Annotated in this window: 15 protein-coding genes; 12 read left to right on the top strand and 3 right to left on the bottom strand. The window is 64.4% G+C overall.

What is annotated here, in order from left to right:
* The first annotated feature begins 218 nt into the window (after positions 1 to 218).
* Positions 219 to 1,556 (top strand): aspartate aminotransferase family protein, encoded by a 1,338-nt coding sequence (locus JI744_RS02545; protein ID WP_202657973.1) that lies wholly within the window; start codon positions 219 to 221, stop codon positions 1,554 to 1,556.
* A gap of 9 nt (positions 1,557 to 1,565) precedes the next feature.
* On the opposite strand, the gene JI744_RS02540 is transcribed toward JI744_RS02545, so the two are convergent.
* The 3 genes from JI744_RS02540 to JI744_RS02530 are packed head-to-tail and all read right to left on the bottom strand — an operon-like array spanning position 1,566 to position 4,398.
* Positions 1,566 to 2,630 carry a P1 family peptidase gene (locus JI744_RS02540; protein WP_202657971.1) on the bottom strand — a complete coding sequence of 355 codons (1,065 nt, stop codon included), beginning with the start codon at positions 2,628 to 2,630 and terminating at the stop codon, positions 1,566 to 1,568.
* Positions 2,627 to 3,520 carry a DMT family transporter gene (locus JI744_RS02535; protein ID WP_202657970.1) on the bottom strand — a complete coding sequence of 298 codons (894 nt, stop codon included), beginning with the start codon at positions 3,518 to 3,520 and terminating at the stop codon, positions 2,627 to 2,629. The genes JI744_RS02540 and JI744_RS02535 overlap by 4 nt, the downstream gene beginning before the upstream one ends.
* A complete protein-coding gene (locus JI744_RS02530; RefSeq protein WP_202657968.1) occupies positions 3,517 to 4,398 on the bottom strand; it encodes a LysR family transcriptional regulator in 882 nt (293 codons plus the stop codon). Before JI744_RS02530 ends, JI744_RS02535 begins: the two co-directional genes overlap by 4 nt.
* A 113-nt stretch (positions 4,399 to 4,511) precedes the next feature.
* On the opposite strand from JI744_RS02530, the gene JI744_RS02525 reads away from it, so the two are divergent.
* From JI744_RS02525 to rpmE, 11 genes are all read left to right on the top strand, one after another.
* Entirely contained in the window at positions 4,512 to 5,003 is a 492-nt protein-coding gene (locus tag JI744_RS02525; protein ID WP_202657966.1) for a hypothetical protein, read from the top strand.
* Positions 5,004 to 5,187: 184 nt separating this feature from the next.
* On the top strand, positions 5,188 to 6,672 hold the full coding sequence (gene ffh, locus JI744_RS02520; protein ID WP_202657964.1) for a signal recognition particle protein: 1,485 nt from the start codon (positions 5,188 to 5,190) through the stop codon (positions 6,670 to 6,672).
* A gap of 125 nt (positions 6,673 to 6,797) precedes the next feature.
* A complete protein-coding gene (locus JI744_RS02515) occupies positions 6,798 to 7,307 on the top strand; it encodes a GNAT family N-acetyltransferase (RefSeq protein WP_328756734.1) in 510 nt (169 codons plus the stop codon).
* Positions 7,304 to 7,837, top strand: a complete 534-nt coding sequence (locus tag JI744_RS02510; RefSeq protein ID WP_202657960.1) for a GNAT family N-acetyltransferase — start codon at positions 7,304 to 7,306, stop codon at positions 7,835 to 7,837. The genes JI744_RS02515 and JI744_RS02510 overlap by 4 nt, the downstream gene beginning before the upstream one ends.
* A gap of 17 nt (positions 7,838 to 7,854) precedes the next feature.
* Positions 7,855 to 8,148, top strand: a complete 294-nt coding sequence (locus JI744_RS02505) for a chorismate mutase (RefSeq protein WP_202657958.1) — start codon at positions 7,855 to 7,857, stop codon at positions 8,146 to 8,148.
* 54 nt (positions 8,149 to 8,202) lie between these two features.
* The gene (gene rpsP / locus JI744_RS02500) at positions 8,203 to 8,556 is read left to right on the top strand and encodes a 30S ribosomal protein S16 (protein WP_202657956.1); all 354 of its coding nucleotides are present in this window, start codon (positions 8,203 to 8,205) and stop codon (positions 8,554 to 8,556) included.
* 48 nt (positions 8,557 to 8,604) lie between these two features.
* Positions 8,605 to 9,114: a ribosome maturation factor RimM gene (rimM, locus tag JI744_RS02495; protein WP_202657945.1), complete on the top strand. Its 510-nt coding sequence runs from the start codon at positions 8,605 to 8,607 to the stop codon at positions 9,112 to 9,114.
* Positions 9,115 to 9,158: 44 nt separating this feature from the next.
* On the top strand, positions 9,159 to 9,644 hold the full coding sequence (locus JI744_RS02490) for a hypothetical protein (RefSeq protein ID WP_202657943.1): 486 nt from the start codon (positions 9,159 to 9,161) through the stop codon (positions 9,642 to 9,644).
* A 52-nt stretch (positions 9,645 to 9,696) separates the two neighbouring features.
* Positions 9,697 to 10,500: a tRNA (guanosine(37)-N1)-methyltransferase TrmD gene (trmD, locus tag JI744_RS02485; RefSeq protein WP_202657941.1), complete on the top strand. Its 804-nt coding sequence runs from the start codon at positions 9,697 to 9,699 to the stop codon at positions 10,498 to 10,500.
* A 435-nt stretch (positions 10,501 to 10,935) separates the two neighbouring features.
* On the top strand, positions 10,936 to 11,310 hold the full coding sequence (rplS, locus tag JI744_RS02480; protein ID WP_202657939.1) for a 50S ribosomal protein L19: 375 nt from the start codon (positions 10,936 to 10,938) through the stop codon (positions 11,308 to 11,310).
* Between the two features lie 12 nt (positions 11,311 to 11,322).
* Entirely contained in the window at positions 11,323 to 11,544 is a 222-nt protein-coding gene (gene rpmE, locus JI744_RS02475; protein WP_202657938.1) for a 50S ribosomal protein L31, read from the top strand.
* The last annotated feature ends 46 nt before the right edge of the window (positions 11,545 to 11,590 follow it).

Raw genomic sequence — 11,590 nt, 5'->3', positions numbered from 1 at the left:
GCCTGCCCAGGTATCAGTCGGAAGACCCCCGGCAGGCCTTGGCCCCCAAAGACCCCGCCGGGCAGTCCGTGGGCCGTGTGTTCAACGCCGGCCTTTATGCACCCCAGGACGCAAGGCCCGCGCCGTTTTCCCGCCGTGCCCCTGTCGGCAGCGGGCTAGACCGCCACAGCCAGACCCCTAGCCTGTAGCCAACCCCTTTGACCGCAGGTATCGACGCAATGACAACTCCGAACCGCTCCGGCAGCTATGGCATCCAAAACCTGCCCCGCATCTCGCACGGGCGGGGCAGCTATCTTTATGATGTGACGGGCAAGCGGTATCTGGATGGCTCGGGCGGGCCAGCCGTCTATTGCCTTGGCCATGCCCACCCCGAGGTGACCGAGGCGGTCAAGGCGCAGATGGACCGCATCGCCCATGCCTACCGCTATCTGTTCACCTCTGACGCAGCGGATGAACTGGCAGAGATCATGGCCCGCAACACCGGCCTGCCGCATTCGGTGATGGTGTCCTCGGGGTCCGAGGCGGTGGAAAGCTGCCTGAAGATCGCGCTGCAATACCAGACCGCCATCGGGCAGCAATCGCGCCGTCGCTTCATCGCGCGGCGGCGCTCGTGGCACGGCAATACCCTTGGGGCGCTGTCGGTGTCGGAATTCAAATCGCGCCGCGATGCGTTTGAAGGCAGTCTGCTCGAGGTCTCTCATCTCTCGCCTGCCAACAGCTACCGGATGCCCGAAGGTATCACGGATGAGGCGGCGCTGGTGGCCCATCTTGCGGCGGAACTGGAGGCCGAAATCCTGCGCCTTGGCCCTGAAAAGGTGGCGGCGTTCATCTTTGAGCCCGTTGTAGGGGCGGCAGGCGGGGTGGTGCCAGCGCCTGCGGGCTATGCCAAGGCGATGCAGGCCGTCTGTCAGCGCCACGGCGTTCTGGTGATCGGGGACGAGGTGATGTGCGGATCGGGCCGCACCGGCACCTGGATGGCGCTGGAGCAGGACGGCATCGCCCCCGATATCCTGTCGGTCGCCAAGGGGCTTGCGGCGGGCTATGTGCCGCTTGGGGCGGCGCTTTATTCCGCCAAGGTGGGTGATGCGCTGACCGCCGCCCACGGCGCGGTGATGACGGGCCACACCTTTACCGGCCACACCGCCGCCTGTGCCGCAGGCGTTGCTGTGCAGCGCGTGGTGGAACGGGATGGCTTGTTGGCGCATGTGAAGGTGCGCGGCGAAACCCTGCGCGCCGAACTGGCCCGCGCCTTGGCCGATGTGCCAGAGGTTGGGGATATCCGGGGCAGGGGGTATTTCACGGGGCTGGAGATTGTGCGCGATCCGGCGGCGAAAACCCCGTTTGCGCCGGGGCTGAAGGTGCATGGCGAAATCGGCCGCATTGCTTTTGATCATGGGCTGATATGCTACCCCTGCACTGGGAATGTCGATGGCGTGGCGGGCGATACCGTCATCCTCGCACCGCCTTACAACGCCAGCGAAGAGGAGCTGGCCGAACTGGTCACCACCCTGACCGTTGCTATCAAACAGGCGGTTCAGGCGGCGAAGGCGGGGTAGGGCGCCCGCTCAGCCTTGTGCGAACAAATCCCGCAGCCGGTCGCGGTCGATCCCCGGCACGACCACGCCGGCGGGCTTGACCGCCGCCACATCCTCTCCGGCGACGATGGCATTCACCACGGCTTCCTCCACCGCCTCAACCGCCGCCAGATAGATCGGGTCCAGCAGTTCGTTATTCAGCTCTGCCCGGTTGACCAGCGGCCCGGCCTCTTGTGGCATCGGGCCGGGGTTGGCGGTGGAAAACGCCAGAAAGATGTCGCCCGAACTGTTCCCCCCCGGAGTGCCACCCCGACCAATCCCCACTCCCGCCCGCCGCGCCAGATGGCGCAGCGAGGTGCGCGACAAGGGCGCATCGGTGGCAATCACCACGATGATCGACCCCTGCTCCTTCCGGCGGAACGCCCCTTCGGGCATCAGCGCGCCCACGGGTTTCCCCAGCACCTGAAACCACGCCCTTTGGCCATGGTTGGCCTGCACCAGCGCGCCGACGGTATAGCCCGCGTCGCCCACATTCACCTGACGAGAAGAGGTTCCGGTGCCCGCCTTGAACTCATAGGCGATCATGCCGTTGCCACCGCCGACCGAGCCTTCGGCGACCGGCCCGCCTTGGGCGCCCCGAATGGCCTCAACGGCATGATCCGCCGTCACATGCAGGGCGTTGATGTCGTTCAGCACACCGTCATAGGTTTCGGCCACCACGGGCATGGCCCAGGCATGGGTGTCGGTGAAATAGTCGGCATAGGTTTCCATCATCCAGCGCACGGCACCATGATGGGCGGCGCCGATGCCATGGGTGTTGGTGATCAGCACCGGCCCGATGAAGTATCCGGCGTCGTCAATCCAATGGGTGCCCGTCATCTCACCATTGCCGTTCAGCACGGCATGGCCGGCCCAGACCGGCTGGGGCCGCCCGTGGTCGGGGCGGGGCAGGATGGCCGTCACGCCGGTGCGCATTTTTTTGGCCGGATCGGTCAGGGTGCAAAAGCCCACCCGCACGCCCGCCACATCGGTGATGGCGTTGAACGGGCCGGGGGTGCCGGGAAATGGCAGGCCAAGATCGCGCGCACGGGTCATTTGTGTTCATCCTTCAGCAAAAGCAGCAGCGCCACCACGGTCAGCGCCACACCGCCCAGCACCATCAGGGGCGGCGCGGTATGGCCCAATGCCAGCTCCCACAAAATCACCCAGCTTGGCACCAGATAGGTATAGGCCATCACCTTGGCCGCAGGCAGGCGGATCGCGGCATATTGCAGCAAGATCGTGGTCACCGCCGTCGCTGCCACGGCCACATAGACAAGGCAGATCCACACGATATTGGGCAGCGCGGCCCAGTCGGTTTCCACCACATCGCGCCAGCCCCACAGGCTTACCAGCACCAGCCCCGAGATCATCACCCCAAGGCTTAGAACCGCAGGCGGCTCGCCCCGGTTGAACAGCCGCACCAGCGGCGCATAAACCGCATGGGCCACGCAGCCCCAGAAATAAACCACCTCACCCCGGCCAACATGGAATCCCAGCAACGCGGACAGATCGGCGCGAAAGATTACCCACAGCGCGCCTGCCGCCCCACAGGCCAGCGCCATCGCCATGCGCGGCGTCGTGACCTGCCGCAGGATCAGCCAGCCGAACCCCGCCGCCATGATCGGGGTCAGCGTGAAGACCGCACTTTCCGAAACCGCGCTGGCGGTGCGCAGCCCTTCGAACATCAGCACGAAATACGCGGCGTAAAGCCCGCCCAGCACCAGATGCCGCCAAGGCGCATGAAACGCTGCCCGCGTCACCCCGCCCCGCGCCCAGACAAACCCGCCCGCAACGGCGCAAGCCAGCGCGAACCGCAGCACCGTCAGCGCGCTGGGCGACACATGCGGGGCCGCCATTGCGCCAAGGCTGAACGATCCCGCCACCAGCGCCGAAAAGGCCAGCATGGCCAGATGGCCCTGCCGGGGCGTCACAGTGGCGGTCATATGCAGGCCCAGCCTGTCGCTGCGGTTTTCAGGCAGTTCAGGAAACTTTGCACCTTGAGCGTGCGGTGCAGATCGACATGGGTGACGATCCACAAGGGCGATTCCCAGTCTGGCCGTGGTGGCAGCACCTCAACCAGATCGGGCCGCGTCTTGGCATATTCGGTGGTGATAAAGCCAAGCCCCATGCCCGCACGCACCGCCGCCACGCCCGAAGACGGCTCGGTTATGCGCATGGTGATGCGGTCTTCGCTGACATTCTCACGCAGCCAGCGGCTGAAGGGCGCGCGGCTTTCGGGGTCATCCGGGCCGACAAAGCGGTGCTGTGCCAGATCTGCCTCTGATTTCGGCAGGCCATGCGCCTCGACATAGCTGCGAGAGGCGTAAAGCGCTGTGCGCATCCTGCCCAAGGGCTGCACCACATTGTCGGGTTCCTGCGGCGTGGCCCCGGCGCGAATGGCCACATGCGCCTCGCCGTAATCCAGCCGGAACAGCCGCATGTCGGACAGATAGCGCACCAGAACCTGCGGATGTTCGGCCTGAAACTGGCTGAGGACGGGCACCAGCAAGTCTGACAGCCCGGTGATCGCGGTGACGACCAACTCGCCCGACACCATCTCGCCCTGGCCCTTGATGCGGCTGGCAAGCTGGCCGAACTGCTCTTCGGTGGTCTGGGCCACCGACAGCAGGTCACGCCCCGCCTCTGTGGGCGTATAGCCACGGGCGTGGCGCTGAAACAGCCTCGCGCCAAGGCGTTTTTCCAGTGCATCGATATGGCGGATCACCGTGGCGTGGTGCACGCCCAGCACATCCGCCGCCCCCGAAACGGTGCCCAGCCGAGCCACCTGAAAGGCGGTGCGGATTTCGTCCCAGTTGTCCATGATGCCGAACTCCTGTGCAGTCGCGCACAGATGAGGCCGAAGCCAGCCGGGATGCAAGGTCGTGATTGAGCGAATGTGAAAATGGGCGCAAAATGATGCGCGGAGGGAAAGTGATGAAGATTGTCGTCAACTCGACTGACCGTCTGATCCTGCGCTCTCGCCCTTTGCTGCTGGCGGCGATTATCGGCGGTGGGATTGCTATTTTCGCCGCCGTGGTGATTGCCAATGCCATTGCAGGCAACAGCGCCGAGGCCGAGAGGGCAGCCCTGCCGATGGGAATGCTGCTTATCGCCTTTGTGGTCTTTGTGCGCGAAACCGTAGCCACCTTTGACCGCACAGCAGGCGAGGTGGTGATTGCCCGCCGCTCGGTCTTTGGTCGTTCAGGCATCCGGCTGGAGCTGTCGGACATCCGGCAGGCAAAGCTGGAGGCCGACCCGGGCAAGGAGCGCACAAAATCCGGCCATCCGCTGCAACGGGCGGTTCTGGTGCTGATCGATGGCAAGGTGGTCCCGCTGACCGGCACCTATTCCGCCGATACCGGAACGACCCAGGCCGTAACTGCGATGAAGGCCTGGCTTCAGCCGCGAAAGCCCAAGCGCGGTTGACTCTGGGAAGCAATAAGCGTATCGCCCGACCCAATTCCCCGGAAGCCCCACGCTTCCGGTCCCTTTGCCCATGCAAGGGATCGCCATCTGCCAGCGCGTTGCGCCCGCAGGTGCCGTTTCGCATTGGCCTTGGGAAATACCGCCGCCGCCCCATATCGGGGCAACCAGTAACCGGAGCCGACCGATGTTCGAAAGCCTTTCAGAGCGCCTTGGCAGTGTCTTTGACCGCCTGACCAAACAGGGTGCCCTGTCTGAGGCCGACGTTGAGACCGCGCTGCGCGAGGTGCGGACCGCGCTCTTGGAGGCCGACGTTTCGCTGCCCGTTGCGCGCGATTTCATCAAGGCGGTCAAGGTGCGGGCCACCGGGCAGGCCGTGACGAAATCGGTCACGCCGGGCCAGCAGGTCGTCAAGATTGTCCATGACGAACTGGTCCGCTTTCTGGCCGGTGACGGTGAACCCGATGCGCTGAAAATCGACAATCCGCCTGCGACGATCCTGATGGTCGGTCTGCAAGGCTCGGGGAAAACCACCACCACGGCGAAACTGGCCAAGCGCCTGAAAGACAAGAACGGCAAGCGGGTGCTGCTGGCCAGCCTTGACACCAACCGCCCTGCGGCGATGGAGCAGCTTGCCATCCTTGGCACCCAGATCGGCGTGGACAGCCTGCCGATCGTCAAGGGCGAAACTGCCGTGCAGATCGCCAAGCGCGCGAAGACCCAAGCCAACCTTGGCGGCTATGACGTGCTGTTCCTGGATACTGCCGGTCGTCTGCACATCGACGAAGTGCTGATGGATGAGGTGCAGGCGGTCCGCGACATCGCGCAACCCCGTGAAACCCTGCTGGTGGTCGACGGTCTGACCGGGCAGGACGCCGTGAACGTCGCGACCGAGTTCAACGCCAAGGTCGGCATCTCGGGCGTCGTGCTGACGCGGATGGACGGCGATGGCCGTGGCGGTGCCGCCCTGTCGATGCGTGCCGTCACCGGCAAGCCGATCCGCTTTGTCGGCCTTGGCGAAAAGATGGACGCGCTGGAAACCTTTGAGGCCGAGCGTGTCGCGGGCCGCATCCTTGGCATGGGCGACATCGTGGCGCTTGTCGAAAAGGCGCGCGAGACGTTTGAGGCCGAGCAGGCCGAGCGCATGGCCAAGCGCTTTGCCAAGGGTCTGTTCAACATGAACGACCTGAAGATGCAGCTTGAGCAGATGATGAAGATGGGCGGCATGCAGGGCCTGATGGGCATGTTGCCCGGCATGGGCGGCATGGCGCAAAAGGCCGAGGCTGCGGGCTTCAACGACAAGATGCTCAAGCGCCAGATCGCGCTGATCAACTCGATGACCAAAAAGGAACGGGCGAACCCCGATCTGCTGGCCGCCAGCCGCAAAAAGCGCATCGCCGCCGGGGCGGGCCTTGATGTGGCTGAACTGAATCGTCTTCTCAAGCAGCACAAGCAGATGGCTGACATGATGAAGAAGATGGGCAAGGGCGGCATGATGAAGCAGGCCATCAAGCAGATGATGGGCAAGGGCGGTATGCCTGACATGTCCAAGATGTCGCCCGAACAGATGGCCGAGGCGGCCAAAGGCATGAAAGAGGGCATGGGCATGGGCGGCGGCTTCCCCGGCCTGTCGCTGCCCTCGGGCCTGTCGGGGCTGATGAAAAAGAAGTGATGCAGGCAGGCGCGCATATTGGTGGCGAGGCCGCTCACCCCAGCCCTCTCCTCCAAGGGGAGAGGGAGCAGCGTTGCGCTGCGGGTGGGGGTATGGCCCCCTCTCCCCTCGGGGGAGAGGGTAGGGTGAGGGGGCTTGCCCCGACACTAAGCACCCCGCGCCTGACCCTGCGGATGCCGGCTCTGGCCGATTTCGAACATCGCGCTGCCTTCTACGCCTCTGACCGTTCGGTCTGGGAGGGTGGGCCGCTGCCGCGCAACGCAGCGTGGCGGCTTTGGGCGTCAGAGGTCGGGCAATGGCCGCTGATGGGTTATGGCCCGTTCTCGGTGGACATGGACGGCACCTATATGGGCGAGGTTGGTATCTACCACCCCGCCGAATACCCCGAACCGGAACTGGGCTGGTTCGTCGTGCCCGAAGCCGAGGGCAAGGGCATTGCACTTGAGGCTGCCCGCACGGTGATGGCTTGGGCGCGCGAAACCTTTGGCTGGGACGAGATCGTCAACATCATCGACGGTGGCAATGCGCGGTCTGTGGCGCTGGGCCAGCGCCTTGGCGGCCGGATCGATGCCACCCGCCCCGGCATAGACCCCGGCGATGTGGTGATCGTGCATGACCTGCGGGGGCTGGCATGATCGCCCTATCCGGTATTCCGCGGCTTGAGACCGAGCGGCTGGTTCTGCGTGGCCCCGAGACGGCGGATTTTGAGCCTTGGGCTGAATGCGCCGCCTCGGACCGGTCGCGCTTTATCGGCGGGCCGCTGGACCGCGGGCTGGCATGGCGCGGGTTTTGTCACATGACCGGGCACTGGCTGCACCGGGGCTATTCGATGTTCGTCTTTGCCGACAAGGCCAGCGGCGAACCCCTTGGCATGGCCGGGCCATGGTTCCCTGAAGGGTGGCCTGAACCCGAGATTGGCTGGACCATCTGGTCGCGCGCCGCCGAAGGCCGGGGCCTTGCCTATGAGGCCGCAAGCGCCGCCCGCCGCTGGGCCTATGAAACGCTTGGCTGGACCACCGCGATCAGCCTGATTGCCGAAGGCAACGCCCGCTCTGCCGCGCTTGCCACCCGCATGGGCGCGCATCTGGAAACGACCAAGGCCGACCAGATTCATGGGCAGGTTCAGACCTGGCGCCACCCCGGCCCCGAAGCGGTGCCGCAATGATGACCAAAGGAGAGGCCATGACCGACGCCGCCCGCGCCGCCGCAATCCTTGGCGAGCATCGCCAGTCGATCGACCGGCTGGATGCCATCCTTGTCTATACCTTGGCTGAGCGGTTCAAGCACACCCAAGCCGTGGGCAAGCTAAAGGCCGAACACGACCTGCCGCCGTCGGACCCGGCGCGCGAAGCCCGCCAGATCGAGCGTCTGGAAGCCCTGGCCCAACAGGCCGATCTGGACCCCGAATTTGCCAAGAAATTCCTGAACTTCATCATTTCCGAAGTCATCAGGCATCACGAGAAACTGCAAAAGTAACCCAAGGAATAACCGGCATCTGCCGGCAATCGCCATCGAAAAAGGAGAAATGACATGGCAACGAAGATCCGTCTGGCCCGTGGTGGCTCGAAAAAGCGCCCGCACTATTCCATCGTCGTGACCGACAGCCGCATGCCGCGCGACGGCCGTTTTCTGGAAAAGCTGGGCACCTATGACCCGATGCTGGCCAAGGACAACGAAAAGCGCGTTGTGATGAACCTTGACCGCGTCAAGGAACTGCTGGCAACCGGCGCCCAGCCGACCGACCGCGTGGCCCGTTTCCTGGAAGCGGCTGGCGTTCTGGCCAAGAAAACCCGCTCGAACCCCAAGGCTGCCGTTCCCGGCAAGCAAATGGCCGAACGCGCTGCCAAAAAGGCCGCTCGCGCTGCTGCTCCGGCTGAAGAGTGATCTGAACGGGCGGCCTTCGGGCCGCCCGCTTTTGCGAAAGGATGGGCGATGACAGACCCTGACCGCATCTGTGTCGGCGCAATTGCCGGAGCCTTCGGCGTGGCGGGCGAAGTTCGCCTGAAATCTTATTGCGCCGAGCCCACGGCCATCGCCGATTACGGCCCGCTTTATACCGAAGACGGCGCGCGCAGCTTTCGCATCACCCTGACCCGGCCAGTTGCCGGGGGCCTTGGTGCCCGCGTTCAGGGCGTCAAGACCAAGGAAGAGGCCGATGCCCTGCGCGGCACCCAGCTTTATGCCGACCGGGCGCGCTTGCCGCATCTGCCCGATGACGAATATTACCACGCAGACCTGATAGGCCTTGCCGTGCAGGATACCGGGGGTGCTGCTCTTGGCACCGTGCAGGCGGTTCACAATCATGGCGCAGGCGATATTCTGGAAGTTTCCGGCTCCGGCCTCAAATCTGCCCTGATGGTGCCATTCACGCTTGCTGCTGTGCCCACAGTTGATCTGACCGCCCGCAAGATCGTCGTCGATCTGCCCGAGGGGTTGGACTAGACCGCGCCGCAAGGCGCCGACAACAACAGCGGGACGGTGCCAGAATGGCAAACACCAGAATGTTCGATCGTGCGACCTTGCTGATGTCGGCAATGGCGCTTTTGTATTTTGGCCCGCTGCTGGCGGGGCTGGGTGGGGCAGGCTGGCCTGCGGTTTACGCCTTTGCCATGATCTTCACGCTGTGGCTGATCGTGCTTCGCCCGCAGGCCTGGCCACGCAGCGCGGCACAGTGGTGCGATCCCGCCGTTTTGTTGCATGCGCTGACGCAAGTGGTGGCGCAATGCCTGCTTGTTGCGGTGCTGTTCGGCGTTGGCCGGGGCATTGGCGGCACGCTTGGCGCGGTGGTCGGCTGGCCTGCGTGGTTTCCTCTGTCTCTCAGCTTTCTGTCGGTGCCTTTGGCACGGCTGATCTGGGACCCGTGGATGGCCGAAGAGATGGAACGGCTTGGCGCCGAGGCGGCAGAGCGGGCCGCCCGCGTAGAGATGGCCAATGACGAAGTTGCCGCCACTGCGCGCCCGGATGCGGCCTAAGCGGCCTTCGCACACTCTTCCGCCGTCTTCCCCCTTCGGTTACAAGGCCCCCATGACCGAAGAACCGCCCAAATCCCATGGCCGCCTTTCCATCCGCGCCAGCCTGAAGCCGCGCGATCTGATGGACGAACAGCCGCGCCTGAAAGGGGCGTGGGAGGCCCGCATCGTCACCCTGTTCCCCGATGCCTTTCCCGGCATCCTTGGCCTGTCGCTGATGGGCAAGGCGCTGGATATGGGGCTGTGGCGGCTGGAAACCCACGACTTGCGCGGCTTTGGCGAAGGCAAGCACCGCAATGTCGATGATACGCCCGCCGGTGGCGGCGCGGGTATGGTGCTGCGTGCCGATGTGGTGGATGCTGCCCTTCGCACCGCGATGCAGGGCGCCAGCACCGACCGTGCCCGCTGGCCGGTGATGTACCTCTCGCCCCGCGGCAGGCCGTTCGATCAGGCCACCGCCCGTCGTCTGGCCGATTGCGATGGCGTCACGCTGCTGTGTGGCCGGTTCGAAGGGGTCGATCAGCGCGTTCTGGACCATTGGCAGATTGAAGAGGTCTCGTTGGGCGATTTCGTGCTGACCGGCGGCGAGATTGCGGCACAGGCCCTGATCGACGCCACCGTCCGCCTGCGCCCCGGCGTTCTGGGCAACCAGGCCTCGACCGAGGAAGAAAGCTTTTCCGACGGCCTTTTGGAACACCCGCAATACACCCGCCCGCAAAGCTGGCAGGGTGCCGATATCCCAGAGGTACTGACCAGCGGCAACCACGGCGCCATCGCCAAATGGCGCCACGCCCAGGCCGAACAGATCACTGCCACTCGCCGCCCCGATCTGTGGGCCAAGTATCGGAGCAAGGGGTAGTACGCGTTCCCTTGAAAGAGAGGGTGGGAAGCCGCGCCCATACCGCCACCACGCCGTGGGATGCGTGCTTCGCACGCACCACCCACCGAAAACCTCTCAACAAACCCCTAATCTTCAATATTTTATATATTAATATCAAATTGATAACCGGAATTTTGCGCGTGAAATCCGGTGCCGCCGTAGCCCCTGCTGGCCCTTGACCCGAACCCCCATCCCCCCTATACGCGGCCAGTCCGGGGTGAAAGCCTGCCGGACCCGATTCCTTTTGCTATCGAACCCGTCTTCTTCGGCGGGCTGGGCCGCAGGAAAAGGTACAGGAAAACGCCTTTCCATCTCCGGCGGGCTCGCGGTCATCGCGGGGACTCGATCGAAGACCAGGAGCTCTGGAACGGCTTCACTTCGCGGACCCTAACCGCGAGCAACAGGAGACAGGCGATGAACCTGATCGCACAGATTGAGGCCGAGCAGATTGCTGCGCTTGGCAAGAAGATCCCAGACTTCAAGGCCGGCGACACCGTTCGCGTTGGCTTCAAGGTCACCGAAGGCACCCGGACCCGCGTGCAGAACTATGAAGGCGTCGTGATCGGCCGCAAGGGTGGCGCGACCATCTCTGCCTCGTTCACCGTCCGCAAGATTTCGTTCGGCGAAGGCGTGGAGCGTGTGTTCCCGCTGTACTCGACCAACATCGATTCGATCGATGTCGTGCGCCGCGGCAAGGTCCGTCGCGCCAAGCTGTATTACCTCCGCTCGCGCCGCGGCAAGTCGGCCCGGATCGCGGAAGATTCGACCTACAAAGCGAAATCCGAGTAAGGAGCGGCTGCCATGAGAGACGGTATTCACCCCGACTATCACTTCATCGAAGTGAAAATGACCGACGGTACGACCTATTCCACCCGCTCCACCTGGGGCAAGGAAGGCGAAACGCTGTCGCTCGACATCGATCCACTGTCGCACCCCGCCTGGACCGGCCAGACCGCCAAGCTGATGGACACCGGCGGCCGCGTGTCGAAGTTCAAGAACAAGTACGCGGGCCTTGGTTTCTGAGCCAACGCCCTTCTGACAGGAAAGGCCCCGGTTTTCCGGGGCCTTT

The organism is Fuscibacter oryzae, from assembly GCF_016765795.1.
Taxonomy (GTDB): Bacteria; Pseudomonadota; Alphaproteobacteria; order Rhodobacterales; family Rhodobacteraceae; genus Fuscibacter; species Fuscibacter oryzae.
Note: the sequence above shows the minus strand (reverse complement) of the source record. Positions and strands in the feature narration are given on the sequence as shown.